This is a genomic window from Mycobacterium paragordonae, from assembly GCF_003614435.1.
GTDB classification, from domain to species: Bacteria; Actinomycetota; Actinomycetes; order Mycobacteriales; family Mycobacteriaceae; genus Mycobacterium; species Mycobacterium paragordonae.
Map to the genome: position 1 here is coordinate 1 of NZ_CP025548.1, position 26,446 is coordinate 26,446.

The 26,446-nt window shown below is 65.3% G+C and carries 29 protein-coding genes; 13 read left to right on the forward strand and 16 right to left on the reverse strand.

The window, feature by feature from the left end; genetic code table 11:
- Positions 1 to 718: 718 nt before the first annotated feature.
- The 9 genes from C0J29_RS31610 to tnpA form a co-directional block, all read right to left on the reverse strand.
- Positions 719 to 1,717 carry a DUF4192 domain-containing protein gene (locus C0J29_RS31610; protein ID WP_162951671.1) on the reverse strand — a complete coding sequence of 333 codons (999 nt, stop codon included), beginning with the start codon at positions 1,715 to 1,717 and terminating at the stop codon, positions 719 to 721.
- A gap of 249 nt (positions 1,718 to 1,966) precedes the next feature.
- The gene (locus C0J29_RS31615) at positions 1,967 to 3,286 is read right to left on the reverse strand and encodes an AAA family ATPase (protein WP_120795136.1); all 1,320 of its coding nucleotides are present in this window, start codon (positions 3,284 to 3,286) and stop codon (positions 1,967 to 1,969) included.
- Entirely contained in the window at positions 3,286 to 4,524 is a 1,239-nt protein-coding gene (locus tag C0J29_RS31620; protein ID WP_120795137.1) for a hypothetical protein, read from the reverse strand. Before C0J29_RS31620 ends, C0J29_RS31615 begins: the two co-directional genes overlap by 1 nt.
- A 193-nt stretch (positions 4,525 to 4,717) precedes the next feature.
- A complete protein-coding gene (locus C0J29_RS31630; RefSeq protein ID WP_120795139.1) occupies positions 4,718 to 5,986 on the reverse strand; it encodes a vWA domain-containing protein in 1,269 nt (422 codons plus the stop codon).
- Complete coding sequence (locus tag C0J29_RS31635) at positions 5,983 to 7,086, reverse strand: AAA family ATPase (protein WP_120795140.1); 1,104 nt, start codon at positions 7,084 to 7,086, stop codon at positions 5,983 to 5,985. The genes C0J29_RS31630 and C0J29_RS31635 overlap by 4 nt, the downstream gene beginning before the upstream one ends.
- A 657-nt stretch (positions 7,087 to 7,743) precedes the next feature.
- Positions 7,744 to 8,574, reverse strand: coding sequence for a phosphoadenosine phosphosulfate reductase family protein (locus tag C0J29_RS31640; protein WP_425272137.1), 831 nt, complete (start codon positions 8,572 to 8,574; stop codon positions 7,744 to 7,746).
- Positions 8,571 to 8,858, reverse strand: coding sequence for a hypothetical protein (locus C0J29_RS31645; protein ID WP_162951672.1), 288 nt, complete (start codon positions 8,856 to 8,858; stop codon positions 8,571 to 8,573). The genes C0J29_RS31640 and C0J29_RS31645 overlap by 4 nt, the downstream gene beginning before the upstream one ends.
- A 134-nt stretch (positions 8,859 to 8,992) precedes the next feature.
- Complete coding sequence (locus C0J29_RS31650; RefSeq protein ID WP_120795248.1) at positions 8,993 to 9,886, reverse strand: hypothetical protein; 894 nt, start codon at positions 9,884 to 9,886, stop codon at positions 8,993 to 8,995.
- A 251-nt stretch (positions 9,887 to 10,137) separates the two neighbouring features.
- Complete coding sequence (tnpA, locus tag C0J29_RS31655) at positions 10,138 to 10,554, reverse strand: IS200/IS605 family transposase (protein WP_120795142.1); 417 nt, start codon at positions 10,552 to 10,554, stop codon at positions 10,138 to 10,140.
- Positions 10,555 to 10,576: 22 nt separating this feature from the next.
- Between tnpA and C0J29_RS31660 the strand changes: the two genes are divergently transcribed.
- Complete coding sequence (locus C0J29_RS31660) at positions 10,577 to 11,788, forward strand: RNA-guided endonuclease InsQ/TnpB family protein (protein ID WP_120795143.1); 1,212 nt, start codon at positions 10,577 to 10,579, stop codon at positions 11,786 to 11,788.
- Positions 11,789 to 11,871: 83 nt separating this feature from the next.
- Positions 11,872 to 12,150, forward strand: coding sequence for a hypothetical protein (locus C0J29_RS31665; protein ID WP_120795144.1), 279 nt, complete (start codon positions 11,872 to 11,874; stop codon positions 12,148 to 12,150).
- Between the two features lie 19 nt (positions 12,151 to 12,169).
- Here C0J29_RS31665 and C0J29_RS31670 read toward each other — a convergent pair whose 3' ends face one another.
- The 3 genes from C0J29_RS31670 to C0J29_RS31680 are packed head-to-tail and all read right to left on the reverse strand — an operon-like array spanning position 12,170 to position 16,153.
- Entirely contained in the window at positions 12,170 to 12,652 is a 483-nt protein-coding gene (locus C0J29_RS31670; protein ID WP_120795145.1) for a transcriptional regulator, read from the reverse strand.
- Between the two features lie 31 nt (positions 12,653 to 12,683).
- Positions 12,684 to 13,448 carry a hypothetical protein gene (locus C0J29_RS31675; protein ID WP_162951673.1) on the reverse strand — a complete coding sequence of 255 codons (765 nt, stop codon included), beginning with the start codon at positions 13,446 to 13,448 and terminating at the stop codon, positions 12,684 to 12,686.
- 47 nt (positions 13,449 to 13,495) lie between these two features.
- Positions 13,496 to 16,153 (reverse strand): SNF2-related protein, encoded by a 2,658-nt coding sequence (locus C0J29_RS31680; RefSeq protein ID WP_120795147.1) that lies wholly within the window; start codon positions 16,151 to 16,153, stop codon positions 13,496 to 13,498.
- 125 nt (positions 16,154 to 16,278) lie between these two features.
- On the opposite strand from C0J29_RS31680, the gene C0J29_RS33130 reads away from it, so the two are divergent.
- The 8 genes from C0J29_RS33130 (at position 16,279) to C0J29_RS31710 (ending at position 20,717) form a co-directional block, all read left to right on the forward strand.
- Entirely contained in the window at positions 16,279 to 16,914 is a 636-nt protein-coding gene (locus C0J29_RS33130) for a hypothetical protein (RefSeq protein ID WP_162951674.1), read from the forward strand.
- Positions 16,915 to 17,095: 181 nt separating this feature from the next.
- Positions 17,096 to 17,299: a hypothetical protein gene (locus C0J29_RS31685; RefSeq protein WP_162951675.1), complete on the forward strand. Its 204-nt coding sequence runs from the start codon at positions 17,096 to 17,098 to the stop codon at positions 17,297 to 17,299.
- A gap of 152 nt (positions 17,300 to 17,451) precedes the next feature.
- The gene (locus C0J29_RS34935) at positions 17,452 to 17,685 is read left to right on the forward strand and encodes a helix-turn-helix domain-containing protein (RefSeq protein WP_120795149.1); all 234 of its coding nucleotides are present in this window, start codon (positions 17,452 to 17,454) and stop codon (positions 17,683 to 17,685) included.
- A 65-nt stretch (positions 17,686 to 17,750) separates the two neighbouring features.
- Positions 17,751 to 18,410 carry a hypothetical protein gene (locus tag C0J29_RS31695; protein WP_120795150.1) on the forward strand — a complete coding sequence of 220 codons (660 nt, stop codon included), beginning with the start codon at positions 17,751 to 17,753 and terminating at the stop codon, positions 18,408 to 18,410.
- Between the two features lie 20 nt (positions 18,411 to 18,430).
- Positions 18,431 to 18,862, forward strand: a complete 432-nt coding sequence (locus C0J29_RS31700; RefSeq protein WP_120795151.1) for a hypothetical protein — start codon at positions 18,431 to 18,433, stop codon at positions 18,860 to 18,862.
- Complete coding sequence (locus C0J29_RS31705) at positions 18,859 to 19,743, forward strand: RAMP superfamily CRISPR-associated protein (protein ID WP_120795152.1); 885 nt, start codon at positions 18,859 to 18,861, stop codon at positions 19,741 to 19,743. Before C0J29_RS31700 ends, C0J29_RS31705 begins: the two co-directional genes overlap by 4 nt.
- Positions 19,744 to 19,756: 13 nt before the next feature.
- The gene (locus C0J29_RS33135) at positions 19,757 to 19,984 is read left to right on the forward strand and encodes a hypothetical protein (protein WP_162951676.1); all 228 of its coding nucleotides are present in this window, start codon (positions 19,757 to 19,759) and stop codon (positions 19,982 to 19,984) included.
- Position 19,985: 1 nt separating this feature from the next.
- On the forward strand, positions 19,986 to 20,717 hold the full coding sequence (locus C0J29_RS31710; RefSeq protein ID WP_120795153.1) for a hypothetical protein: 732 nt from the start codon (positions 19,986 to 19,988) through the stop codon (positions 20,715 to 20,717).
- Positions 20,718 to 20,730: 13 nt separating this feature from the next.
- Here the strand turns inward: C0J29_RS31710 and C0J29_RS31715 are convergent, their stop codons facing one another.
- From C0J29_RS31715 to C0J29_RS34610, 3 genes are all read right to left on the reverse strand, one after another.
- Entirely contained in the window at positions 20,731 to 20,898 is a 168-nt protein-coding gene (locus C0J29_RS31715; protein ID WP_162951677.1) for a ribbon-helix-helix domain-containing protein, read from the reverse strand.
- Positions 20,899 to 20,905: 7 nt separating this feature from the next.
- A complete protein-coding gene (locus tag C0J29_RS31720; protein ID WP_162951678.1) occupies positions 20,906 to 21,781 on the reverse strand; it encodes a hypothetical protein in 876 nt (291 codons plus the stop codon).
- Between the two features lie 497 nt (positions 21,782 to 22,278).
- Positions 22,279 to 22,413 carry a hypothetical protein gene (locus C0J29_RS34610; RefSeq protein ID WP_277950760.1) on the reverse strand — a complete coding sequence of 45 codons (135 nt, stop codon included), beginning with the start codon at positions 22,411 to 22,413 and terminating at the stop codon, positions 22,279 to 22,281.
- A gap of 82 nt (positions 22,414 to 22,495) precedes the next feature.
- Between C0J29_RS34610 and C0J29_RS31725 the strand changes: the two genes are divergently transcribed.
- Complete coding sequence (locus tag C0J29_RS31725) at positions 22,496 to 23,191, forward strand: hypothetical protein (protein ID WP_242460738.1); 696 nt, start codon at positions 22,496 to 22,498, stop codon at positions 23,189 to 23,191.
- On the forward strand, positions 23,188 to 24,198 hold the full coding sequence (locus C0J29_RS31730) for a nucleotidyl transferase AbiEii/AbiGii toxin family protein (protein WP_120795157.1): 1,011 nt from the start codon (positions 23,188 to 23,190) through the stop codon (positions 24,196 to 24,198). Before C0J29_RS31725 ends, C0J29_RS31730 begins: the two co-directional genes overlap by 4 nt.
- Positions 24,199 to 24,239: 41 nt before the next feature.
- Here the strand turns inward: C0J29_RS31730 and C0J29_RS34615 are convergent, their stop codons facing one another.
- The gene (locus tag C0J29_RS34615; protein ID WP_120795158.1) at positions 24,240 to 25,814 is read right to left on the reverse strand and encodes a PE domain-containing protein; all 1,575 of its coding nucleotides are present in this window, start codon (positions 25,812 to 25,814) and stop codon (positions 24,240 to 24,242) included.
- 177 nt (positions 25,815 to 25,991) lie between these two features.
- Here C0J29_RS34615 and C0J29_RS31740 point away from each other — a divergent pair, with 177 nt between their 5' ends.
- Positions 25,992 to 26,438, forward strand: coding sequence for a helix-turn-helix domain-containing protein (locus C0J29_RS31740; protein WP_120795159.1), 447 nt, complete (start codon positions 25,992 to 25,994; stop codon positions 26,436 to 26,438).
- Positions 26,439 to 26,446: the final 8 nt, after the last annotated feature.

Consider the following 26,446-nt stretch of genomic DNA (forward strand, 5'->3'; position numbering starts at 1 on the left):
CCCCCCCCCGGCCTTCGGCCGATGGGAGACTGCCCGGCGCGGGGCGCCGGGCACGGCAACCGCCGGCGCGGAGCGCCGGCTAAACCTGCTGCACTCTATTTCTGTTGTGCCACTTATGATTACCGTTGTCGGTGGGCATTATTCGCTCGGCTTCGCCGAGCTCCGCCCTAATGCTGACTTCTGTTGCCGCACAGCCTATTTCGTAGCTCAGCCTAATCGGCTTCGCCGTAGCCGTGATATCCATTGTGCTGCACCATAATTAAACATTACCGGATCCTCGGTTGCTGAGCAACCGAGGATCTTTACCGCATCTCTGAATGCTTCTGCACTACAATTCTTTTCAAGCGTTACCGCTGAAAACCCGCAATTCATCAACTAAGCACAACGTACACGGAATGAGGGGATGGGGCGTTCACCGCCCCACCCCGACATCCCAGCGACACCTCGACACGACACACCCGCCGCCGACGTCCGTCGGGCCGGGTGTCTGTCCCAAACCATTCCGTCACCGCGTCCAGTAGTTCCACGGCTGAGTGTTCGATATCTTCACGTACGTCGGCGTTGCGCTCGTCATGAGAGCGATAGGCCGCTTCGCTGTAGTCGCTTCGCTCACAGTCATCCGGACACCTCTCATCACACCCATGCATCACATGGATACGACTCAAATCGGCGCGCAAGCACGCCGACGCCTCCGCGATGCTCGCTGGAATATCCACCATCACCACGTTCCGTCCATCGCCGCATCGACGAACTTAGCCAATGGCTCACCATTGACCAGACCCGCCGAAGACAACATCTCCGTTGCCACCACTCGAATCTCACTTGGCTCAATGCCAGCGGTTAATGCCCTGTCCAGCAGTCTCGCCAGGGTGTGCGATGAATCCACTTCCAAAGCGGCGTCCAACGCCACGCGCGCCAGGACACCATCGCCACGCACATACACGCTCACCGCTAACAGCACTAGTGCCTCGACCCTCCAGCGGCCCGGCAGCGAACGCACCAACGCCCACCACAGCGCCTCCATCTCATCCGAGGCAGCCGACGCAGCCAACGCCGCCATGGCATCGCGCGCCGACCGATCTACCAGCATGGCGGCAACCTGTGCCAATTCCCCCTCGGCGACCAAAAACCCGCGCGCTACGCGTCGAGCCACAGCTATAGCCTCGGCAACACCCACGCCATCAGGGCCGACGTTGCCAAGCAGCACCTCGAAGTGCGCTACCCGACCGGCGTCGACTGTCACCAGCTCCTCGATCTCGCGGCGCGACCCGAAAATGTACCGCCCTGACACCGCCGCAGCGATACCCCACTTTGACTCCGCCGGGTCACCCAAGACTCCACCGACCCCGCCCCGATCAAGGCACCGCCAACGACCGCCCTCAGTCAAACGATCCACCACGTACGCGGCCACCAGCTTTCCGGCACAACGACACAACACCTCGGCCAACGCTGCCGCCGTAGCCGCAAACTCCTTTTCGCAGAGCGCACAGTTCGCGCCATCCTCGGAAACAAACAACGCCACCAACGGCACCCCAGCAGCCGCTACAGCCGCAATCTCGCCCAGCGCGCCCGCTCTGCTAATCATGTCCAGATCGACACGCATCACAGCACCTGCCCCAGCAACGGCAGGCATCACCACCAACGAGCGCTCCGGGACAAACCCCAATACCGGCGCCACGCTTTCGATCAACTCCGAAACAGCCTCAACATCGAACATCACGGACCTCAATTCCGACCTGTAGAACACCCCAACGGCGTCCTTACCGACATTCCAAAAATACACCCACCCACCGACAAATACGCCATCAAACCTGCTGTCTCACAATCAGAGTCGCGACCATCCTGTTCTAGCCTTGTCCCCGCCCGTATGAGGGGCAAGGCTAGACGCTAGGGGGGCTTGGCCCTTGCGCTTCGGCCTGCGGCGCCCACATGAAGGGTGGCGGCGGCGGCCCAACCACCCACCCGTTTAGAGCGCTGCCAACACCGCCAGGGCGTGCTCGGCTTCTGCATCTGTCTTTGCCAACTCCGTCAGCATCGGTGCAGTAGCGCAATCAGCAAGTAGCGTCAGGTGCGCGCGGTGCCGAGACAAGGTGACGCACATGCGTCCGCGATCCAGTGCGAAAGCCTCCGCACTGCGGTATCCCGCCAACGGGTGCACCGCCACCACGGCGGCGCGTTCAAGCCCCTGCAAACTGTTCGCCGTCCCTACCAACACGTCGGGCACACCAGCTAGCAAGGCGCGCACCGCCCCGGCCTGCGCCACGTGAGGCACCACCACAGCGACGTCTGCACCCGACAGTCGCCGCGCGGTCCCCTGACGGCGGCAACTGTGCCCGATCAACTCCCGGACTCGCTGAGCCACCGCCTCCAGCAACATGGGATCATTCGGGCCGTGTCTCACATCAACACGGCGGCAGTCGATTTCAGGTAGCACGCAACCATGCGGATCTATCACCGCTTCGTCGGGTCGGCGCGACGAAAACGGCATAGTGGGGTAGAAATGCCGCGACAGCAGCGCACACGTAGCAGGCCCCAGCCGCCATGAGTTCGTCAGTTCGTGCACAGTAACGGCTTCATCGCCGTGCGCGGCGATGAGCGCTGCGGGGGCTGGCTGGTGCGGACCACTGGCCTGCCCCTCCCAGCGCGCGGTCGATCCGGTGACCACCGGGGCGATCTGGCCGGGGTCACCCACGCATACCACCTGGGGCGCCAGCGCGCCCAGCGCACCCAAATCTGCATACGTGCACTGCCATGCCTCGTCCACCACGAGAACGTCAGCCTGTGTGGTGTCCGGGTTGACATACAGCCAGCGCGCCGCCGTTCCGATCAGGATTTCCCCCCCGCTTGTGTGCCGCCATCGCACGTCACGCCCACCGACCGTGGGCACCCCCATCCCGGAGGCGCCACGACGGCGCTGCGCCGCCGAGACGATCAGCGCTGCCCGCTGCGAGATTGCCGTGATGCGCCTCGCCAATTCCAGTGCCTGCTCACGGGTTTGGGCTGCCACAGCGACCCGTAACCCGGCGCGCTCCGCGAGCGCCGGCGCAAGCCGCGACACCAGCCGCGACTTACCAGCTCCCGGACACGCCGGAATGCATACGCAGGGATCATTTCGCCAGACCGCCAACAGAATCCGCGCCAGCATGGGTGTGTCCATCAATTCCGCTCCCGGCCAGCCCGACCCGACCGACAGCGGCACCCGTCCGACGGCCGAACCTGTAGTCGTAGACGGCACCGATCGCTGCTGTGTACGCTGGCGCACCAGGTTCTGCGGCATCGTGCGCATCACGCACCACCCTCAGACTGGTGTCCCGACCCAAGTTCGTCGGCAGCAGCGATCAGCACGGCCAGCGGCACATCGCGGCGCGACGCCACCGGCTTGTGCCCCTGCGACAACCACGAGAAACGCCGCTTGTAAAGCCGAGACCGCACCACCCGGCCCGAACGGATGGTTGCCGGATTCGGCGGCGCGCCAAGCACTGTCACCGTCTCCCCCGCAGCGGGCCTGTACCCGCTGCGGCGCAACCCGCCAATGCTGATCCGCAACTCGCCGTCCACGACCGCCGTCGCCGCCACTTCACCGGCAAACACCGCATCAGCAGGCGGGCGCTCAGTGATGGGGTCACCGGGCCAACCCCACACCGCTGAACCGGGCTTGAGCCGAGTATCCAGCCGCTGCGATGCCACCATGACCGGTCCCGCACCAGTCCCGTCTTTTGCCCCGGTAACGACGACGCCGTGGCACACATGGCCGGTATGCACGCCCCGCGCCCGCCACATCGGATCACCCAGCAGCGCAGCCTCATACAACTCAGTAGCATCACACCGGGTCCGCAGCCGCGCCGCCGCCAACGATAGCGACTCACCCATGTCCCAGCTACGGCGCTGACGCAACGCGTCCTGGTGCACGCCAAGAAGCCAATCGTCATCAGCGACCTGCAACTCTAATCCCGGCAACGTCGGCGCAGAAGCCAGCACGGACCACCACGCCCCGAACCCGCCCAGCCCGTCGTCACAAACCCCCAGAGCCTGCCGCCACAACCCCGCAGTATCCTCACCGGGCCGCACGCCCAACACCATCTGCTGCCGCGAACTGACCAGCAGATCAGTCACCGCGCTCGTACCAGGGTGCGCTGACCGCTCGGCCCACCACCCGGCCAAACTCGACCCCGCCGCCGTCGCCAGATCCGCGCATCGGCTCGGGTCAGCGTGCGCCGCCGCCAGCGCAGCGAGCACCCGCAACGTGCCCGCGTTGTCCACCAAGGCGGTCGCCCCGCCCCGCAGATCACCGTCAGCGCAACCTGCCGCACGCGCTAGCGCCGCCAACCCCGCAGCTCCGGTCCCGCTGTGCACCAACGCATCTGGACCCATCGCCCACACCCGAGTGCCCCGGCCCCGCAGCCGCGCCGCCACAGCCACCCGCACCAGCCGCGACGGCGACGGATTGTGCAGCAGCCGAGGCACCGGTGCACCCCACTGCCGCGCACGAACCCGCAACCCCAGATCGAACAACACCCCACTCATTACCGCTGCCTCCGTTCCCGTGCCCACGCCGCTGCACCCAACCCATCGGCTAGAGCTGCGGTGAGCACATCGTCACGCGAACTCCGCGCGACATCACCCACCGTGGCCGCATCCCAACCGCTTCCGGCCAGCACTGCATTCGCCCAGCCAACAAAACCCGCAGCCGCACAATCGCCGCGCTCAACATCGCCGCTCACAACGCCACCCGCCCCGCGCCGACCCGCACCGTTGTCGCCCACCCCGGAGCCGTATCCACCGCATGCTCACCGATCAACGCCACCACCAGCGGCACCCGCAGCCGCCGCGCAGGCCACGGCGTACCCCCATCGGAAAACGCAACCACGACATCGGCCGGTGGGCGCGCCGCCAGCACCGCTTCGATACCCACCCGCAGATCAGTGCCACCACCACCACTCAACTGCACATCACGCACCGAACGCACCACTCGGGGCGCACTGGCCGCAGCATCACAACAGGTCACCCGCGCCAACGCCACACCGGACTGACGCAACACCGCCCGCGTCTGCCCCAACGCCTCACCCAAATCATCGGCACCCATCGACGCCGACGTGTCGATGATCAGATCCACTACAACCTTGGGCGCGCGAAGCACCGGCAACAACAAACCCGCCGGGGCGCGCCGGTTGGGCCTGCGCCACGAATGCGTCACCTGCCCAGCCTGTTCGGCCACCGGACGACGCACCGCAGCACGCAGCACCTTCTGCCACGGCACCACCGCAGGCGCAAGCTGCCGCTGCGCCCACAACGCCACCCCAGCCGGAACGGTCCCCCGCCCCGCACCACCGGCGCGGCTAACCGACTCACACACCGCCTGCGCGACCGCGCTACGCACTAAACTAGCGGCAGCACAGTCTAATCCGCGCCCACTACCCAGGTCCGCCGATTCCGGCAACTCCCACGCTGGCGCACAGTCACCAGAGCCCGAACCGCAGCCCGTTCCGGCGTCGCACCCGTTCCCACCGCCGGCGTCAGCGCGGTCCTCACCGGGCGGCACCAGATGGCGGTAGTAAGTCTCAGCCGACAACCCCGCAGCGCAGCCCAGCTCAGCCGGGGTCACCGCACCCCCCGGTAGACCGAGTCCCGCAGCCAATAGGTCATCGTTGATTTCGGCGTCGGCAGCCAGATTCCACATCATCCGGTCAACCGGCATGTCCACCCCATCCCCACGCGCGCCGTGATCGCGTAACACATGGCCGACCTCATGCAACAGCACCGCACCAGCCTCAGCGATGCTCCACCGGCCACCAAACATCACCGGATCGACATACACCCGAAAATGACGGTCAACAGCAAAGGTGCCCAATCCCTCTGCGGCCACAGGCACCAACGCGAACAACGCCCGACCGAAGTACGGCATCGCCTCCACCGCCGCCATCCGCGCCAACCGCAACAGCCGCCACTCATCACCGGCCAACGCCCGAACCCGCACCGCCGCGCTCATGCCACACGCTCGCTGTCCAAACCCGCCGCAACCAGCAACTCACGAAAGCCCCGCGCGACAGCAGGAACATTGGCCCCCGCAGGACTCACCCGGTTCAAATCCCGCGCCGCAGCACCAGCCACATCGGGTGCACCACCAGCGGCAGCCGCAGCCAACGGCCCCCACGCCGCCGCCCACGCCTCACGAGTGCCCCTGTCAGCAGCCCAGGCCACCACCGCCGACAACACCGCCCACACCTGATCCGGGCGCGCGGTGTTCCACGCCATGATCGACGGGTCTGCGATAACCTCCGACACCGCAGGCAAATCCACCGCAGCCCGCCAGGCCAGATACTCCACACCCACACCCGCCCCGACCAGACCCGACACCACTGCGGCCACCGCAGCAGTGTCATCGGCGCGCACGAACGGCAACACCCGCGCCACTGCATCCCACGAACGATCTGACGGCCACGCCCGACCGGCCGCTTCATCGGTCTCGGGGTAGCGGTGCAGCAACTCCGGTCGCGCCGCAATGAACGCGCACACCAAGCCCTTCTCATCAGCGCACCGCAGCTCGTCAGCGGCAATGGCCCGCGAGGCAGGCAGCACGAACCCAGACCTCATCCCCGACAGCCAGTCATCGACAGAAGGCTCAAACTCAATGTGCAAGAATCGATTTGCCGTAGGAGCCGCCAAATCCACCCCGCCCGCACTGTGATCCGGAGGATTCGCAGCTGCGACGATCCGAACCTCATCCGGCAACCGTGAACGCCCGACCACCCGCTCCAGCGCCACCGTCAGCATCGCCGCCTGCACCGCGTGACTAGCCGTCGTCAACTCATCCAACAGCAAATAGCCGCCCTGCGCATCAATCAACGTCCTTGCCCAATCAGGCAACGCCAACGTCTGCACCGCCCCATCCACCACCACCGGCCACCCCGCGATATCCACCGGCTCACGCTGCGAACCCACCACCAACTCCAACGGAACCCCGCTCGCCGCCGCCAAAGCCCGCACCACCGACGACTTACCACGCCCAGGGTCCGACCACAACAACACCGGAAGCGCTGCACGCCCCGCCGCATCCATAACCGTCACCGAAGTAGCCAAATCAGCCATTACACAACCTCATTCGCAAATCTGTAGAACACCCCGTTGGCGTCCTTACCGACAACATCCACCCTATCGCACCCCACCGACAACCGCGTACCCAATGACGTCTGCGGCAGCGGCGATCAGGGACTTACTACTCTTCTTCTTCGGGTCGTTGTTTCTTCGGTTCGTTCGTCGTCGGTGCAGCTCTTTCGGTGCCCGCGGCCATCTTCCCGCCCGCATGAGGGGTGGGAAGATGGCCGCGGGGCAGACAAGATATACGACCCCAGACCGCCGGCCACTCACTCAACACAGTGAGCAACCGAGCACCATCGACGTACCGAACCTGAGTTTCGCCATAGCACTCAACGGGCGGTCTCGGATAGGTATGCCCATGAATCAGCATTCGTGGGCGGTTTTCATCGAGCCAGCCGGTTGCGTGCGGTACAAGGAGAGCGGCCGCTCGATCATGTACACGCAGGCGCAACGTCCGCGGATTGAAGTTGCGCAATCAGCGTCGCGTACTTAGGTGATCCGATCGTCACACGGCCACCCCGCGCGGTCTCGGTATTGAGGAACTGGCGTGTCTCACGAATTCGGCAGATCTGCCACTCAAATGCCACTTGCCGTGAGATTCTGCCACCGTTCGTGAGAACCTACAAGATGATGCGCACTGCTGTCGGTTCAGGTCCACTCAGGTAACCGTGGAAGCGCCTGGGAGAGACGATCGAACAGATCGGGCCACCCCTTCTGTAACCACGCGATGTGTCCGTTGGAGAGTTTGGCGGCGTCGATGATGGAGTCCACACGGATACGCTCTGCTGGGGCACCGAGTTGGGCGAGCCTGCTGTACAGCGGGTTTGGGGGTAGCCCGACGCCGGCGAGGTATTCGAAGACGTGGTTGCGGCGCCAGTCCCAGATAGGCCCGTAAGTGGTGGTTCCGTCAGCGCGTCGCACAATACCGCCGAGTTGCGCGCGTGCTTGGGCCCGGCTCCGGTCAGGATGCTCGGCGCTGAGCGCGGCGAGGTTGGCACGGTAGAGGCGAGTGCGAGCGACAGCTTCTGCCGCGCGCACACCCCACAACGACCCGGGTCCGTAGCGCGAGTGCGCGACGGCGGCGGGCGCACTGATGAGGATCTCCGCTAAAGACGTCCCTAATTCACGGTCCGGGGCGCGATGGTCGAATCCTCCGACCGCGATCAGGATGGTGAGTAAGTCGGGCTCGGCAGGAATTACCTGCAGGTTCAGCCGGTAGCTCGCCGCGAGGTTCTCGATGTAGCGCAGGTTCTCGGAGAACTGCAGACCGGAGTCGTAGAACACCACAGGGATATTGGGATCTATCTGCCGGGCAAGGTGCATCACCACTGTCGAGTCTTTACCGCCGCTCCAGGCCACGAATCCGTCGTGCTGCTCGAGGTGGTTTTCGATGCGCGCGAGCAGATGCCGATGCTCATGCGGGCCGCGGCGACGCGCCCGTACTTCGCGCAGCATGTCCAGATTGCGGGCAGCGTTCACTGCTCACGGATTTCGATATGCCCAGCCGCGCGGGGGAACAGGTGTTCCAGCCACACCCGGACATGCTCGATTGCTGCGTCGCTGTCGAGGATATTGTCAACGCTGACAGTGCCATCCCACCACGAAAACTCCTTGCGGCCAGGATACTTGGTACCGAAACACCGGGCTTGCGGATCGGCACGGCGGGCAAACATCAGCGCAGAGCCGGTCACCGCGGTCCAGTTGGGCCCATCGAAGTCCAGCCGGCCGGCTCCATCGCGGCGCCCGCCGGCATCCGCGGGCATGGGAACTCGCGCGACACACGCATATGACCCAGCCGCCGGCGCCCCCGTGCGGGTGATGACCCGAAATGCTGTGCCAGGTTCCGCGACCGTCGCGCCAAACCGGCTGCGGTGCATGATCCATTCCGCCCCCATCGTTACTCCTTCCGGTCCGCATCATCGAACAAGTCACGGGCCTGCACCACAAGCCGTTCACCAAAGTCACCGGGGATGTCATAAGGAACAACCGCCGCACTACTTAGACGCAGATGCATACCGCGGGGCAGGATGTGGCTGGTGTCATCGCCACTTCCGGAGCGACCCATGTACATCCCCCGGGTGGTAGCGATCTCAAGGATGACGACCTGCTGATCGTCATGTCCAGGCAACTCATGAAGGTTATGGGCCGCCGGGGTGAACTGGTCAAAAGCGATCCTGGTCCCCACCCTCAGCCCTGCAGGCAGGTCCCGCTCATCGAACACGCTCGGCGTGCGCGGCGGCAGCCGCACCGCGACATACACGACGTGCGTGCGGTCATTGCCGCGTTCGTAGGACTGAATCGCACGATCCAGACGCTGCACCATCACCCGGTCTGGGTCGTCAAGAGCATGCACGTCGCCGGCAGCACGGTGCAGCTCAGTATTCACCCGCTGCCAGTCCGTCGGATCGGGACTTCCCAGCAGTGCATGGACGGCGCGGTGCTGCGATTGCGGCGCGGCAGCCATTACCCGATTCTTCAACGCCGAACGAACCTTCCGCTGCCGCGCGCTCAACCGGCCGCGATAAGAAATGTCGCCTGGCAAACTGCGGTGCAGCCGTGTCGACGGCGCATGACTCGAATCTCGCGGGGTGGCGCGGTCGCGGTCGCGCGCGGCGCGGGTACGCGTCGAATCGTCATCGCGGGCCATGTCGACGATCAGGTTGCTCAGCCGCAACTGGTCTGCCTCACTGAGGACTTCCTCGGTAACTTCGCGGGCGGCCTTGAAATCCCGTGCACTGATCGGGCCGCCTTCGACGTCGATCCGGTCGGGTCGGGTGCTGGTGGCACCCATCAGACACCGTTCTTTTCCGGCGGACTGATCACGGCGCCAACCTTCCACCAACGGGATCCGCGCCGACGTTGGTCCCTTCATCGGTCCGAGCGCGGCCGAAGCGTTTCAGTTCAGGGTAGGTGGCATCCTGCGCGCGCGAAAGTCAACTACTGCGCACTCGGGGATGCTCGATGACCGGAATCTTGGGCGCAAGCCCCGGACTTCAGTCCGGGGTGAGCCCATCCCGTCTGTCGGCGGGCGTTGCTCGACGCTCAGAGTGGTCGGGCTTGTCCGTCGATGTACTGCTTGATGATCGACAAGGGTGCGCCTCCGCAGGAGACGGCGAAGTAGGACGGCGACCAGAGGTGTCCGCGCATGCGGGCGCGGACACAGGTGCCGGTGTATTCGCGGCGGATGGAGTGGGCGGTGCGGCCCTTGAGTCGCTGGACCAGCGTGGAGACTGCCAGCGTGGGCGGGTAGGAGACGAGCAGGTGCACGTGGTCGGCTTCGCCGTTGAACTCGACCAACTCGGTGCCCAGTTCGGTGCAGGCATCGCGCATGATGTTTTCGCAGTGGGTGAGCATGGCGTCGGTGAACACCGGTCGCCGGTACTTCGTCACGAACACCACGTGGGCGTGCAGCAGCGACACGCTGTGCCGGGCACGGCGATAGCTCGGGGTTGTTGTCATAGGCGGCCTTTACAGTCGGGGGATGCAGATGCGCTACCGGTATCGCATCGAACCGACATCGGCCCAGCAGGAGATGCTGGCGCGGGTGTTCGGGTGCTGCCGGGTGGTGTTCAACGACGCGCTGAGAGTCCGCGACGAGGCGTATGGGGCTCGGGTGAAGTTGTCCGACAGCGAGATTCAGCGCTGCGTGATCACCGCGGCCAAGACCACTACCGAGCGAGCCTGGTTGTGCGAGGTGCCGAGTGTGGCGTTGGTGCAGTCGGTCAACGACTCCCGCCGCGCCTGGCGCAATTTCTTCGACTCAACCAGTGGGAAACGTCGGGGTCGGCGGGTGGGCCGGCCGCGGTTCAAATCCCGCAAGGATCACCGGCAGTCGTTTCGGCTTACCCGCAACGGGTTCAGCCTGAAAGCCAACGGCCGGCTGTTCGTGGCCAAAGTCGGCGAGGTGCGGGTGCGCTGGTCACGCGAGCTACCCAGCACGCCGTCGTCGGTCACGATCATTCGGGAACCCGATGGCCATTTCTACGCCAGTTTCGTTGTCGACGTTGGGGCCTCACCGCTGCCCGTGGTGGACCGGGAGGTCGGTGTGGATGTAGGGGTCGCTCGGTTGGCCACGACCGCCACCACCGATGGCCGTCGGGCCGATGTCGTCAATCCGAAGCATTTGGGTCGCAAGCTGCGGAAGCTGCGGCGGTTGGAGCGGGAGAAGTCTCGACGGCAGAAAGGATCGGCCAGCAGGGACAAGTCGCGGCGCAAGGTAGCCGTCGCGCACAACAAGGTTGCCCGTGCTCGGCGGGACTATCACCACAAGCAGGCTTTGGCGTTGGTTCGCGAGAATCAAGTGATCCACGTCGAAGACCTCAACATCGTGGGGATGGTCAGAAACCGTCGTCTGGCACGGGCAATCAGCGATGCCGGATGGGGTCAGTTCGTGCGGATCATCGACGAGAAAGCCGACCGCTACGGCCGCACCGTGCACACCGTGTCGCGGTGGCTGGCATCGAGCAAAACCTGCTCGGACTGTGGGCACCGACTCGACGAACTGCCACTGCAGATTCGGTCGTGGACGTGCCCGAAGTGCCGAGTGGTCCACGACCGCGACCACAACGCCGCCAAGACCATTCTCGCTGCCGGGCGGGCAGAGAGACGAAACGCCGGTGGAGCCTCGGTAAGTCCTCCCACCACTCGGGAGGCGCGGGGCGACGAAGCAGGAAGCACCCCAACAGCGGCGTAGCCGCACGGGAATCCCCGCCATTCATGGCGGGGAGCACGTCAACCTCGATACCCAGCATCCCACCGGAGGATTTACCGGAGAAAGTGACTGGTATTTCCACCTTGCTGGCCGCGGTCTCGACCCGACGTTCGGCATGGGTCGGTGGCTGGTCACCTGCCCACCCGGGCAGAGGCAATGACGAACCCGACTACGGCTGGTTGATCGCCTACGCAATCGATTGCCACGACGCAAAGACCGGACGATGTGTGGTCATTGCCGGCCCGTGGGATAGCGCCACTGATGACCGGCTGCAATGCGCGAGCCCGCCTGAGGACGACACTTCGCTGGACGGGCTGATCGACTGGCTGCGTACGCAGATGTAGCCGAAACGAGGGAAAGGTTCTACAGGCGGCTGTGGTTGACCCGAACGAGCACAGAGTGCTCAAGTGGGTGGTGCAGGCGCAGGAATGTGAGTCGGTGTCTACCGTTCTCGATCGATTCGCGCGTCACCCGCGCCGGGCTTTCAAGCCAGGAGCGCACGGACGGTGCGACGGTTTCTCGAGATTGCTTTGCCCATGCCACCCACCGCGCTGAGGCGTCGTCGAACCGCTTATTGAGCAGCGGTGATCGCCGTGCCAAATCCGTTGCCATGTCCACTGATTCAATGAGGTCACTCGCCCACGGGGCAGCCGACAACTCGGTGAGCACTACCTCGCGATAGGCGGGATCACGGCGGCGCACCATATCCTCGTGCACCGCAGAATCGGCGCTGCGCTCACCCAGAAGCCGTGTGAGGCGGGCCTGCAACCTTGGGTACTCGATGAGTTTGCCCAGCCCGGGTGGCCACGGGAGCGCGCCGAGCGGTCTGATCTCATGCCCGATCACCGCCTCGTCAATTCCGCCGCATTACAACCCACTAGCGGGATCCGATCCAGTGTGCGCGCAGCTGGTTGTCGTCGGAGAGCAGAACGCCGGCTGCAGCCCAGTGGGTGCTCAAGGCCACGTTCTGTGTGGCTGGGTAGGCGGCGAGCAGGTCTGTGACGGTGGCGGCTACCTGCAGACAGCCGGTGTCTGCGGTGGTCTCCTCGAGGGTTTCGGTGTGCTTGTCGGCGGCTTGCTCGAGCGTGTCGAGGTCTGTGAAGATTCCGTCGGGGATGAGGCTGTCGCCGCGGATCCACTGTTGGATGCGGCGGTGGCCGAGGCCGAGGCGTTGTTCGATGTCATTGCGGGTCAGTGCCAGCATGGTCAGTCGGATCATGAGTTCGGCTCGCCGGTCAGGCTCGGCGACGGCGGGCTGTGTGACATCCCCTAGGACCAGTGTCGCGTCGCGATGCGATTCCCACGCTCTGCCGGCGCAGATGCGGTGCAGGACTGCGACGCCGGTGGGGGCACCGGCGGCCGCGGCGCCGGTGTCGGTGCGGAAGGTCGTGATGCGGCCGGTACGTGTGGCTTCGGCGCTCAGATGGGTGGTGATGTGGTCTGCGGTGCGCTCCACACGGCTGAGCCGGTCGATCACTGCACTTAGCTCGCGTTGGGGTACTGCGGTGGCTTCCCATGCGCGCAGGGCGGCCACCGGGGCGTTGAGCAGCATCGCGGCGTCTTGTTCGGGTAGTCCCAGTGCACCTCGTCGACACCGTAGGTCCGCCCCGGAATACGACCGTTGACCGGGGATGGCGCACATTGGGGCGAGTCTACGGTCGCTTGCGGCGACCAACGTGCTGCTGGTCATCATTTCACCTCTGCAAGGGCGTTGAGGCCGGCTTCGACGAGTTCCCAGGCCAGCTGGGCGGCTGCGGCAGTGTCGTCGTCGCGGACGTCGCTGATGTCGACGCCGTCGAGGACGGCATCTAGGGTTCGCTGTTTATTGGTGATGATCTGCCACATCTGCTCGTCGATCGTGGCGGGCACCACCGCTACCCGGTACTGCACCGGGCGGGTTTGGCCGATCCGGTGGATTCGCTTGGCCATTTGCCGCAACTCTCCTGGTGTCCAACACAGTTCCGCTTGCACCCCGATGCGCGCGGCGGTCAGGGTGTGCCCGACACCGCCGGCGCTGATCGCAACCGTGATCGCAGGCGCTTGATCGACTGGGCATGTTTGGAACGCGTGCTTGTCGGCTTCTTTCGCAGCCACCGATTGACCGCCCTGGATCTTCAGGCCGCCGAATCGGCTGGCGTAGTGGTCGACGACGTCGCGGTGATGTGCCGCGATCATCACCTTCTCGCCATCAGCGACGTACCGCGACACCCAGTCGGTGATGGCAGGCTGTTTGGCTGCGCCGATCAATTGACGCAATGCGTTGATGCGCACCAGATGGGCACCGCTGCGGGCACGCATTGCAGCCCGGACGCGCGCGTCACTCACCTCTACCCCGTATGCTTCGGCGAGATCGGTTGCCTCGCGGGCAAAGTCGGCTGCCGCGGCCTGTTCGGCCTGTCGGTACTGCGCCCAGGCGTCGGGGTCCAGTTGTGCCGGTTCGATCGGGAGGACGGTGCACGAGAACTCGGGTAGGTCCAGTGCGTCTTCGGTGCGCCGTAGCATGACGCCGAAAGCTTTGAGGCGGTGGTTGAGTTCGCGGGTATGGGATGCACCGTTGAACGTCCACCCGAAACCGCCGGAACTTTGTTCGGGTCCGCAGTAGCGGAACAGGAAGTCCCATTCACCGCCGAACAGATGCCGGCCGGGGTTGATTTCGGTGTCCTTGGGCGCCAGTAAGCCCAGGGTGATCAGCTGCTGAGCCAGCTCCCGGGGACGGTTGACCACGGCGGTTCCGGTCAGGTTCAAGATCAGTCCGTCGCGGGCCGCCACGTCAGCGCCCAGTGCCGCCAGGGCACGTGAGCGGGCCGCGGTGGACTCCTTGCCCAGGTGGCCCTCGTCGATGATCAGCGCCCGCGGACCGAGCTCGGCGAGCTGCTGCACCCATGCGAACCGACGCGTTGTACCGGTCGGCATGCGGGGGCGCGAAGCTAGGGCTGCATAGCCGATGACCACCACGTCTGTCCCGGCCGGCACGGCACGGGGGGTCAGACCCGAGGCCACCGCCACCCTGCGGGCCGGCAGCGCCCGGGTGATCTCGGTACGCCAGTTCTCGGTCAGGTCAGGCTTGCACGCCACGACGACGGGGAAGGCATGTTCTGCCGCGACGGTGGCCAGCGCGGTGATCGTTTTGCCCAAACCCATCTCGTCGCCGATCAGGATCCGCCGGCCCGCGGCCGCGAATCGTACGGCTGGACACTGATGGGCCATCAGGGTGACCCCGAGTTCGGCGATCTTCATCGGTGGCCCACTCGCCGCGCATGCAACTTCCAGATTCGTTTCCTGGCGGTCGATTTCATCGTGGAGCGCAGCTGAGGCGGCGGGTGTGACGTCGATGCCCTGCGCCTGCAACAATTCCGCGATGGCGGCGGGCTCGACGTGCAGTGGCCACGGCAGCAGCGCTTTTCGAGGTACGCAGCTGCCTGCCAGTGCCCGCAGTCGTGCTGCGACCGCAGACTGGACCGCCGGTGTGGCGGCGGCGATGGACAGGCGGCGATCGCCGGTCAGGTCGGCGGTGCCGCCGGCCTGGTTGCGTTGCTGCGCGATCGCCTCATCGAGCGCCCGGGCGGCTGACGCTTCGATGACGAGATCGTGGCTGGTGAACACGTCGAGGAGCTGGGCGGCGCCCACCGTGATGGCGATCTCGTGCACCCGCGCCGCCGAACGCCAGGTGGAACCCCCGTTGAGAGCTTTCAGGGCCGCGGTGAGGCCGGGAGCGTAATCGGTGTCGATACGGAGCAGTGCGGGGTCGTGTTCGCACAGCGACACCTCGACTGGCCGGTAAGCGTCCGGATTGTGCACCACATCGCGGGCCACCGCGAGGATCTCGGGTGCGATGTCGATACCGGCCCCGGTGGCCAACCCCACCACTGCCGGCAACGACGACAGTGGGTAGCTGTTGACCTTGCGGGCACCGTCGTAGCGGCGCCCGGCAATGACGCGCGCCGCCGCCACCAAAGCCTCATCGAACGGGAACGCGAGCAGCACCCGCTGATCCTCAAGGTGTACGTAGCTCGACCGGTGCAGATACTGGCGGCGCCGGGCCGCGCGGTGCAATCCACGCACAGCTTCGCGGGCTGCCCGCGCGTGCTCGGCGTCCGGATCGGGGATGGACAGGATCTGGGCGGTCGTCTGCTCGCCGAGTTGGCGACGATACGTGGGCAGCAACACCCGCGCGGTCGCGGCGTGTTCGTCTGCCCATTCCTGCAGCGGCGTGTCGGCCAGGAAGTGCCCTACCGCGGCGTCGGTGGCCGAAAAACCCGCTGAGTCACGCTCATTGGCGTAGTCACACACCGCGGCCAACGTGGTCACCGCCTCGTGCAGTACGGGCCACAGATCTCGGCTGATCATCTCGCCTCCTTCCTTCGATAAGTGTTCTCCTAGGCACCGACAACCTGGCTATGTATCGCACGCTACATGTAGCGAATACTACATGCCTGCCGATGCCCATCCCGTTTGGTAGTGCATGGTAGTTGATGGTAGCCAGTGTTATTCTGCTGGTCGTGTTGAATTCTGTGCCATTCGGCAAAGCTATTCGTGACCATCGTGGGCAACGCACACAAGTTGAGATCGCCAACCTCGGAGGCCCATATCGCCAACTGCAAGCGCGCATCGAACGTGGCGAACTCTTCGACCTCGCCGATGCGGTCCTCGAAAAGTACGACCGCGCATTTGGATGGGCACCCGGCACATCGGCCACCATCCTTCATGGAACTCAAGAAAATTGGGCGACAGTGCAACCCAACCGCGTGACGCGCGGGGCACTGGGCCACAACGCCGCAACCGGCGAGGTGATCGACTTCCCCCCTCACTTGAGGACAACGCTCGCACCTGAACGCCTTATCGATGCAATCTCGGGATGGCACGGGCTTGCAGTCGTCGACACCCAGGTCTTGGACCTACCGACGGCGCTCAGTGGCCGGCGTGAAACGCCGGGCACCGACCGACTGGTGTCCCAATGGTCAACCACATCCCCCGGCCGTCGCGCCGTCAGCGTCGGCAGACACTTCAAATCCACGGAGCGTGTCGCGATCGACCCCATCCCAATGATGACCAACAGCCTCCGCCGCGAATCTGTTATCCGGCCTTCGCGCCGCCCGCGACCACTCTAGGCAGATCACAATCGATCCATCCGACCGCAACCGGCCCCTCGGCGAGCGCAGGGGGCCCGTCTTTGAAGTAGCCACTGTCTTACCGGCCCAGAGCATTTCGGCCGGAACCCTACTCCTCCACGACGCCGACATCAGTCCCGAATTACCCGCGGTCATGAATTGGGCGGCAACTGAACCACTGATGATCGTCACCCGCCAGCCAACCTGGAAGATGCCCGACAAAGCCTCGACTTACGCGAACGCGTACGTCATCGAGGTTGTGTCACTCGCCGGAGCCAATCCTAAACCCGGTGAAGCGCTACTGAGACAGGTGCCGGGCACCGAGCACCCTCTCCTGACCTTTGGCGACGACCGGCAGCCAGCCAATGTTGTCTTGTTCAAATAGCCCAGCACCCAACCAGATCCGGCATCGCCAACCTGATCGACCTCCTCGCCAGTCTTGCGGACCGCCAGAGGCACGAGCGGCGAGGATTGCACCGTAGGATACACGTATCGAATCAGACGCTGGATCAGTTCACACATGTATCGTTTGGTCCTATGCCCCGGGGCGCTCGTAACGCAGAGCAGGCGCTGACGCGCTGGCGACACAATTTCGACCAACGTGATCCACTCGTGCGGCACGCCCACGACGCCGGGGTGCCTATCAACCGGATCCACCGTCTCACCGGCATCAGTCGGTCCACCATCTATCGCATCCTCGACAACCGGGCCGACACCCCGCACATAGAGGGGGCGGCTCCACCGATCTCAGCGAAGCCGCCCCGCAAGTGAGCCTTCTCCCAGCCCGTATGTGTGTTTCGTACCCACCACCCTACCCACGATCAGGTTGAGCGGCAATGCTTTCCGACCCTGCCGCCTCAGCCTGGATAGCCGCCGGACGGCCCGTCCCCACAGCGCCACGCTCGGCTCAAGGCCTGTGCGGCAGATGCGGATCCGACGAGCCCACCGTACCCAGCAACGCGATCGTCTCCGACAAATTCACCGGCTACGACGCCTGGCCCTACGGCCTGCACCGACTGTGCCCCCCGTGCGCCTGGGCCTACAGCCGCGCCCCCAACACCCAACCCGCTCTGCACATCACCGCCATGTCGGTGACCGAGCATCGCGACACCGCGGGTCTGCTCCCCCGGCTCACCGCCGGACCGCTGAGCGAACACGACGCTGTCGTCGTGCCGGGCTCACGACGCCAGCACATCCTGCCCGCCGCGGCGTGGAAGCACCTGGCGACCGACGACGGTGTCGTGCACCCGTGGAACGCGGCCTCCGCACACCGACTCGGCGAGCTGGCCTGGCTACGTACCACCATTCCCGACATCAGCTGGCAAGCCTTGACCCGCCCTGTCCCTCACCCCAGGCACCTTCGCGCACGCTCCCGCGAACACCGGGCCCGCATTCTTGACTCCTGGCAGCAACTCGCGCCGTGGCGAGCCCTGCCACCGCTGTGGACGGCCGCGCGCCGGCTCACCAACACCGAGCTGCACACCGGCGTCGGGTAGCACCGGTACTGTCAGCCGACATGGGCGCACAACGCCGACCGCCGCCGCGCAGTCCCACCCGCGAATGGCAAGCACTGGTCGAGGCTGACCTACCCATCACCGAGGGCCCCTACGACACGGCCCTGCGGCTGCTGCTACTGCTGCACTACTCGATCGACTGGGAATCAAGCTGGGTTGCCGAACACCGCAAAACCTACTGGGACCACCAGCTCCCCAGCCGCGTGCGCACCGCCGCCTACCGCAACACCACCCTGTCCGGCTGGTGGTCGAACGCCTCGGGCCGCCTCGGCGCCCTGGCGCCCCGTCAACCCGAACGCCGCCGCGAGCTCGCCACACTGCTGCGCAAGCCTCCGCTGCCGGTCATCGACGAGCTGCGCACCAACCTGCCCGCCCTGATCCTCGAGGTCCGCATCATCGCCGAAGCCGTCGCCGAACTGCGCACCCCCCGATGAGAACACCGCTGATCTGCGCCCACTGGGACATCCAGATCCTGGCCCGCTCGGCGATCGTGCACCGCGACGACGATGACAACACCGCCGGCAGCGACACCTTCAGCTTGTTCCGCCGCGAAGACATCATCGGCCCCGATGGCAGCCAACTGCAGGTACCGATCATCTCCGGCAACAGTTTCCGCGGCATTCTGCGCCGCACCGGTGAAGCCCTGACCGCTGCGGTCCTTAACTACGAGAATCAGCTCCCCGTGCCGGCAGCGCACCTGCTCAGCAACGGCGGCCGGCTGGCCAAGGCCCGCGACGCCAAAGGACGAACTCCGTTCACCGACGAGCAAGAACGCCGCCTCAAAGACCTCATCCCCCACATCGCCGTCTTCGGCGGCGCGGCCAGCGGGCGCATCATGTCCGGTCTACTCATGGTTGGCAAAGTGCTCCCCGAAGTTAGCGAACTCGCCCACATCCTGCCCCTGCCTCCGGCCAACCCGCCCAGCCCGGCCATGCTAGCCCTGGGCGAAGAATTCTTCACCCACCTCAACGATCACCGCCGGTCAATCCAGCACCCTCCCGGGCCAGACCCCGACCGCACAACGAGTCCCCTGGGCCGATACTCGGGGGAAACCCTGCGCGCCGGCACCCACTTGCAAACCTTTATCCGCATCAACAACGCAACACCAATTCAGCTGGCGTTCCTGCGCACAGTGCTCGACGACTTCAGCGCCAACGGCCACCTCGGCGGCCGCACCGCCGCCGGCTACGGACGCATCAGCGCCACGTCGACCATGACCGTCATCCGCGGCGCCGACGACACCGGCGCCGACTGGGCCAGCCAGCTCGCCGAGCGCCGCGATGAAGCCCTCGCCGCGCTCACCCAACTCACCTGAGAACCGTTGGACCATGGCAGATATCGGACACCTTGGGCGGTGCACCACCGGTGGCTGGATACTCATTGCACCGCAGCGCTGCGGCAACGGCCACGCGCTCGCCGCCTACCAGGTGCTGGTCGGGCACACCGTCTGCAGCTGCCCCGGTGGGCACACCAGCTGGACATGCCGCACCTGCGGCCACACCACCCACGCCCCAACGCTTTCCGAAGACTGCCAACCACTGAACGGCCCCTGCTGACATGCCGCCGACAACGATCCTCATCACCGCAACCACCCCCCACGGTGTCGTCCTATCCCGCCCCTGGGGCATCGCCCTGGACGGCCTCCTCGCCTCCGTCCTGTGGCACCGCCGCAAAACCACGGCCTTCGAACACGGCGACCACCTGACCTACCACCCCGGCGAGCCACCCGAACAGCTCGAGCTCCCCCTGGCCCGCTGCGGCGACCCCGACCAACACCACGACTGGCACTGGATGGCCACCTTCGCCGACCTTCACCCCCATCCCCACGGCACCGCAGACCCCGACATCCGCTGGCGCAGATCACGAACCAATCATCAACGACTACAACAGCTCTCACCGACCATCAACAAGAGCGCAGTTGCCGACCACACCGGCCGCTACCAGGCCCGCGCCCTGCCCGTCATCGCCCACCCCACCACCCATCTGACATGGCGCGCCGTCGGCGATGCCGACACCATCACCGAGTTGCTAACCGAACTGCCCGCGATCGGCAAACACCGCAACATCGGCGAAGGCCTCGTCACCCAGTGGAACATCACCCGCACACCCGACGTCACCCCCTGGACTGCCGGCCACTGCCACCAACCAGGTCTCCTCGGCCGCCCCACGCCGGCACGCTGCCTCACCAACCACCCCGACACACAGACCGGCCCGCACATCCGGACGGCCCTGCGCCCTCCCTACCTAGATCCCCAAACCCGCTGCCCTGCTTACCAGCCCGCCCGCTAAGCAACCGTCACCCTCACGACCGCGGCGGCAGCGGCCAGTCTGTCTCGATGAAGGCCAGCAGCGCAGCACGGACAACATCGCTGAGATTCACTCCCGACTGCCGCGCTTTGGCCTGCGCCTGCTCATACAGCTCATCAGGTATCCGGAACGCACGTATCGGCGTCTTGGGTTGATTGGGCACAGCAGTCTCACTCAACCGCCCGCTCTGCCCCCAACATCAGCACATCACTGGCCCGAAGGGCCTTGCCGCGATAGACGACCAGACCGTTGCGCACAAGCTCCCCCAGGTAGGTCGTAAACGTGCCTGACGCCACTACGATCCCTGCCCGAGCAGAGATCTCCTGGCGCGAGAGACTTTCCGGATAAACATCCATCACCGCCTGCAACATACGAGCAGCGCCGGAACGCAGAATATGCAGGTAATGCTGCTGCAGCTCGCGGCCGGTAAGCGGATCCGGACGGCCACCCAAGTAGTCAAACCCTTTGTCGCTGAGGGTGAACCCGGCCGCATTCTCATCCAGCAGGCCGGCGCGTCGCAGTTCACCCAGATAGGTGCTCCACGTCCCGGACCTGTGTTTCATGCGGGCCACCATGCCCCACTGGGCTCTGGACAGCCGCAGCGGCGCCATCCTACCCAGCGATTCCAGCATGCGCTGGGCCCCGGCACGGAATTTCAACTCCTGACCATCCCTAGCCGCAACTGCGGACACTGTTGCGCTTCCTGATCGTGAATCAGGCTGGTGTACCGACGTTTCACGCTGCTCCGAATCATCGTTGATGTTCTGCAGCACAACGGGCGGCTCCTCGGCAAGTGGGGAAGGTGTTGACGCGATCAGGTCGCGCGCGGCCGCCACTTTGTCTGCCGCGCCGGCCAGCCATTCCGCCACCTTCCGTAGTTGGTGCCGCAGCCCTTCCAGGTCGGCGAGCTGATTGTGGAGTCGGCCGATCTCCGCGTCCTTGATGTCCAGCAGACGCTGCTGTTCAGCGCATCGTTCGGCCAGCACCTGCGCCCGCTCGTGCTGCCCTTCCAACTCTGTCGACAGCGACACCACTCTGTCGCGCAACGCGTTTTCGGGTCGTTCTGCTTGGCCCTCTGTACAGTGGCGGCGATCTCGGCACCCAGCAGTTCGAGATCGACATCGGCACGCCCTTTCGGGGTGATCCGACCTTGCCCGGCTTTCGGCGTGGCGTGCGAATCGAAGGTGTCGAACAGGCTGATGTGGACTCGTTTGAGAAGGCGCAAGAACGCCGGGCTCCACACCCATGCCTCACCGGTTCGCAACGACGGCAACGATCCGATGACGCTACTGGCCTGAACATCATTGGCGTCTGCGTTCACCCCGATCCAGTCCTGCGCTGCCTTGATCGATCGCGGACCGGTCATGCGCAAAAGGATGACCGTCTCGATCATTTCGAGAACTGACTTCGCTGTTTCTTGTCCGCGTTGAGTCACCAATTTGACGTGCTCCCCGCCATGAATGGCGGGGATTCCCGTGCGGCTACGCCGCTGTTGGGGTGCTTCCTGCTTCGTCGCCCCGCGCCTCCCGAGTGGTGGGAGGACTTACCGAGGCTCCACCGGCGTTTCGTCTCTCGCTGCCGCAGAGAACACCTCGCCTGGTGTGTCGTAGGTCCCGAGCTGATCGCCACCCGCGTACAGCAGCCATCCCACCGCGGTATCGACCACGCGATACATCACGCGCGTGATTGTACGTCGACTCCACCAGACGCCCACCAGGTCGAGCTACACAATTACTGGCATATAAGTCTATGATTGAGGGGTGTCGAGAGCGGGGCGGGCCATCGAGTCTCTGGTGGCAGGTGAGGCTGCAGGGCAGTGGGGCATGTTCACGGTCGCTCAGGCACTGAAACTCGGCATGACGCGTGACCGCGTTGCTCAGCTGGCCGGTGCCGAACGCATCCTCCACACCGGGACCCGCGGTGTGTACCGCTTCGCCGGCGCACCCGAAGACGTCGGGGTCGACGACCTACGGGCAGCCTGGCTCTCCTTGAACCCCAGCGAGTTCGCTGGGCGGCGGCTTCGAACGCTGTATGAACAGGGCACAGATGCTGTCGTGTCGCACCTGTCCGCGGCGCACTACGTCCATCGTCTGGGCACACTGCACCCCGACCGCTTGGATTTCACCATCCGCCCCCCGCGCCGGACCAGCAACCGGCGAATTACGCTGCACGACAACACGGCCGCGGCGTGGGAGCTGGTGAGCGGGCTGCCTGTCACCACGATCCCGCAGACCGTCGCTGACCTTTACCGCGACAGCATCGACGCCGCACACCTGGGCGAGATCCTCGCTGACGCGCTGGCGACCGCGGCCGCCGACGTCGCCGCCATCAGTGCCGCGCTTGATCCCCTCACTGATTATCACGGCCGTGAGGTCCTCGCGGACTTGCTGGCGGCGGCCGGGGCGCCTGAGACGATCGCGGCAGCCAACGAGCTGCTTTTCAGCGCGCGCCGATGAGCTGGTCCGACGAATACACCTCCGAGCGCGCGTTCTGGGTGGCACTTCGCACCCGGGCCGCTCGCCACGCCAAAACCCATCCAACCGTGCAATCGCAAGAACTGCTGCGCCAGTTCGTCATTCAACGATTCATGACCCGGGTCTTCACGGCACCCGATGCGGCATGGGTAGTGGCTGGCGGCACGGGAACGCTGATCCGCATCCCAGGAAGCCGCGCCACCCAAGATCTTGATTTAACAACGATCCGCAGCGGCACGGGAACTCGCAACGATCTCGAATCTTTCACTGGAACCAATGAACTGGACCCATTCGTCTACCGAATCACAGGGCAACAAACATTCACCGGGACAGTGGCGGGCAACAAGTTCCGCATCGCCGCCAGTGTCGGCGCAGAATCTGCGGCCTGGTTCGACGTCGACCTCGCCGTTGACGAGGTCGCCATCAGCGCGATCGAGTATCGCGACGTCGATCCGGCCGTGCCTGGTATGCGCGGTCTGTCCCCCATCCCCGCGGTCCCGCTCTTCCCCTTGGCCAGCCAAGTCGCCGACAAAGTCGTCGGCGTAATGTTCCGCGACCCGCGTGGTCGCAGCGCCAACCGATACCGCGACCTGGTCGACCTCGTGCTTTACGCCGGGGCCGTCGACGTTGCAGCCGGCGACCTGCGCCGCGCCCTGGTGAGCCGCTCCCAGCGGCGAAACCAGCAGCCCCCCAACCAGATTGAGGTTCCCGACCAATGGCAGAACGGCTATCAAAGGATCGCCGCACGTACCACACTGCCAACCCCGCTGCAGGACTGCGACATCGCCGCTGAGGCGGTCGGAGCGTGGCTCAACCCGCTTTTGTCCGGCAAAGTGGCCGATGACTATCTCTGGGACCACCGCACCAGCGCCTGGCACGATCCGACCCAGCCTGCGACGCGCCCCGGGAAGGTGTGGGTACGTGCCCACATGCGCAACGGCGCGCCGGTGAGTGACTACTTCCGCAACTCGCCGCGCACGCACCGCTGAAGGAACCGCTGGAAGGATCGCCGCCAGCGGCGTTGTCGCGCTTACCACCTGATGCTGATAGGACCGACTCCGATGGAGTCACTGCCGGTCAGGAATAAGCCGATCGCTCGGTCACCGGTGTTTCCGATGCCGAGGTCGAAGTTGCCGGTGTTGTTGACACCCAGGTTGTAGCTGCCGATGTTGCTGAACCCGACGTTGAAAGCACCGATGTTGGATCCGCCGAAGCTGAAGCTGCCGAGGTTGTCGAAGCCAAAGTTGAAATAGCCGCTGTTCCCGGTACCGAAATTGAGTGACCCGATGTTATTGGAACCGAAGTTCGCGATGCCGCTGTTGCCGTTACCGAAGTTGAGGAATCCGGTGTTGCCGGTTCCGGCGTTGAGCAGGCCGAGGTTGCCGGCTCCCGGGTTGAGGAAGCCCAGGCCGAGGCTGTTGAGCACCGTGCCTTCGATGTCGACGAGAAACCCGTGCAGCAGGACGCCGGCTTGGCCGATGGCCCCGTCGACGATGCCATCGACGGTGCCGATGATCTGATCAGCGAAGCCGGTGAACAGGATGTTGATGTTGGCCAAGCCGGTGCCCAGGACACCGTTGAGATTGGCTTGGATCGTCCCGACGAGGCTGGCTGTGCCCACGGGGCCGCCGATGCCAGCGGGCCCTGGATAGCCGAATAAGCTGCCGGGGCCGCCAAGGCCGCCCGCTCCTCCGCTTCCGGGTGCACCGTAGAGCACTCCGGCGGCGCCGCCGGGGCCGCCGTTGCCGCCTGCGCCGCCGTTGCCCAGCAGGAGTCCTGCGGCCCCGCCGTTGCCGCCGGCGCCCCCATTGGCTCCGTTGCCGTAGATCGTGGTTGCGGCTCCGCCCACTCCGCCGTTGCCTGCAGTACCACCATTGCCCCACAGCAGGCCGCCGTTTCCGCCGTTTCCGCCGGTGCCGCCGCTGAAGCCGAGTCCGGCTGCGGCGCCGCCGTTTCCGCCGTTGCCGCCGGTCCCCCACAGCAGGCCGCCTGCGCCGCCGTTTCCGCCCGTTCCGCTGGGTGCGCCGGTGCCACCGTGTCCGCCGTTGCCGATCAGTCCGGCTGCCCCGCCCGCGCCGCCTGCCCCGTTGTAGCCGTTGCCGCCGCTGCCAAATAGCAGTCCTCCAGGCTGGCCGTTCGGCGCGGCCACGGTTCCCGCCGCGCCGTCACCGATCAGTGGCCGGCCCAGCAGCAGGTTGGTGGGGGTGTTAATCAGGCTTTCCAGTGGCGCAAGGGTGGGGGTGCTCAGGAGATCGTTGAGTGCCTGGTACGGCCCTGCCGGCAGCGCGGCCACCGCGTTGCCCAGGCTCTGCAGGGGATTAGCGGATGCAGCCTCGGCTATAGCGTATTGAGCGCCACTGGTATGGATGGCAGTGACGATCTGAGCGTGGTAGGCGGCGGCCTGCGCGCAGGCGACGCGGTAGTCCTGGCCGAACGAGTTGAACAAATCGGTGATGGCGAGGGAAACTTCGTCGGCGCCGGCGCCTAGCGCGGTCGTTGTCGGCAGAGCTGCAACACCGTTAGCGGTGTCGAGTGCAGCCCCGATCCGAGCGAGTTCAGAAGCAGCGGACATCAGTTCCTGCGGTGCGACGACCACCCACGACATAGACGCTCCCAGATGATTTCGGTTCCGGTATGAAGCGGCAGCGGACCTGGTGCGATGCCGGTAGGTGCCGCTTGCTGTTTGACTAGGTTACGTTATAACGGCGCTTTATCGCGTTCGGATTAAACGGTCAGGGGTGAGGTCCGCTTGGATCGGTGTCCTAATGACCGCAAACCAGCCATGAGCCGCCGCGTGCTGCGAGGGTTCAGTCCTGACGCATTTCTCCACGCACGGCAGCGGCGCGGCCTGAGCCAATCTGACCTGGCCCGACTTGCCGACCTCGGCCTCTCTACCGTCAAGGCGTGGGAATCTGGTCGGCGCAGCCCCCAGGTGGACCTGCTCAAACGGGCCATGGATTTTCTCCAAGCGCCGGTCGACGAGGTCGTAACCATCGCTGCTGATGATCGCTATCCCGGCGATTGGCGTGTGATTCGCGGTCTGACGCAACCGCAGCTCGCGGCGGCGGCCAAGATCGCCACCAGCACACTGCGCGCAATCGAATCCGCCGAACTCACACTCACCGACGCGAACGCCTCGACCCTGGCACGGCTTCTTGGCATCACGAAGGACACGTACCGCGCCTCGTACCAGCGCGCACGAACACGACCAGCTGGAACGTCGGCGTAGTTTGACGT

What these genes read in the sequence shown, in the direction of transcription:
- C0J29_RS31610 (WP_162951671.1), bottom strand. Translation starts at nt 1,717, where the DNA reads ATGTTCGATGTTGAGGCTGTTTCGGAGTTGATCGAAAGCGTGGCGCCG.
- C0J29_RS31615 (WP_120795136.1), bottom strand. Translation starts at nt 3,286, where the DNA reads ATGCGCACGATGCCGCAGAACCTGGTGCGCCAGCGTACACAGCAGCGA.
- C0J29_RS31620 (WP_120795137.1), bottom strand. Translation starts at nt 4,524, where the DNA reads ATGAGTGGGGTGTTGTTCGATCTGGGGTTGCGGGTTCGTGCGCGGCAG.
- C0J29_RS31630 (WP_120795139.1), bottom strand. Translation starts at nt 5,986, where the DNA reads ATGAGCGCGGCGGTGCGGGTTCGGGCGTTGGCCGGTGATGAGTGGCGG.
- C0J29_RS31635 (WP_120795140.1), bottom strand. Translation starts at nt 7,086, where the DNA reads ATGGCTGATTTGGCTACTTCGGTGACGGTTATGGATGCGGCGGGGCGT.
- C0J29_RS31645 (WP_162951672.1), bottom strand. Translation starts at nt 8,858, where the DNA reads ATGCCCGCGGATGCCGGCGGGCGCCGCGATGGAGCCGGCCGGCTGGAC.
- C0J29_RS31650 (WP_120795248.1), bottom strand. Translation starts at nt 9,886, where the DNA reads ATGGGTGCCACCAGCACCCGACCCGACCGGATCGACGTCGAAGGCGGC.
- tnpA (WP_120795142.1), bottom strand. Translation starts at nt 10,554, where the DNA reads ATGACAACAACCCCGAGCTATCGCCGTGCCCGGCACAGCGTGTCGCTG.
- C0J29_RS31660 (WP_120795143.1), top strand. Translation starts at nt 10,577, where the DNA reads ATGCAGATGCGCTACCGGTATCGCATCGAACCGACATCGGCCCAGCAG.
- C0J29_RS31675 (WP_162951673.1), bottom strand. Translation starts at nt 13,448, where the DNA reads ATGTGCGCCATCCCCGGTCAACGGTCGTATTCCGGGGCGGACCTACGG.
- C0J29_RS31680 (WP_120795147.1), bottom strand. Translation starts at nt 16,153, where the DNA reads ATGATCAGCCGAGATCTGTGGCCCGTACTGCACGAGGCGGTGACCACG.
- C0J29_RS33130 (WP_162951674.1), top strand. Translation starts at nt 16,279, where the DNA reads ATGGTAGCCAGTGTTATTCTGCTGGTCGTGTTGAATTCTGTGCCATTC.
- C0J29_RS31685 (WP_162951675.1), top strand. Translation starts at nt 17,096, where the DNA reads ATGATCGTCACCCGCCAGCCAACCTGGAAGATGCCCGACAAAGCCTCG.
- C0J29_RS34935 (WP_120795149.1), top strand. Translation starts at nt 17,452, where the DNA reads ATGCCCCGGGGCGCTCGTAACGCAGAGCAGGCGCTGACGCGCTGGCGA.
- C0J29_RS31695 (WP_120795150.1), top strand. Translation starts at nt 17,751, where the DNA reads ATGCTTTCCGACCCTGCCGCCTCAGCCTGGATAGCCGCCGGACGGCCC.
- C0J29_RS31700 (WP_120795151.1), top strand. Translation starts at nt 18,431, where the DNA reads ATGGGCGCACAACGCCGACCGCCGCCGCGCAGTCCCACCCGCGAATGG.
- C0J29_RS31705 (WP_120795152.1), top strand. Translation starts at nt 18,859, where the DNA reads ATGAGAACACCGCTGATCTGCGCCCACTGGGACATCCAGATCCTGGCC.
- C0J29_RS33135 (WP_162951676.1), top strand. Translation starts at nt 19,757, where the DNA reads ATGGCAGATATCGGACACCTTGGGCGGTGCACCACCGGTGGCTGGATA.
- C0J29_RS31710 (WP_120795153.1), top strand. Translation starts at nt 19,986, where the DNA reads ATGCCGCCGACAACGATCCTCATCACCGCAACCACCCCCCACGGTGTC.
- C0J29_RS31730 (WP_120795157.1), top strand. Translation starts at nt 23,188, where the DNA reads ATGAGCTGGTCCGACGAATACACCTCCGAGCGCGCGTTCTGGGTGGCA.
- C0J29_RS34615 (WP_120795158.1), bottom strand. Translation starts at nt 25,814, where the DNA reads ATGTCGTGGGTGGTCGTCGCACCGCAGGAACTGATGTCCGCTGCTTCT.
- C0J29_RS31740 (WP_120795159.1), top strand. Translation starts at nt 25,992, where the DNA reads ATGAGCCGCCGCGTGCTGCGAGGGTTCAGTCCTGACGCATTTCTCCAC.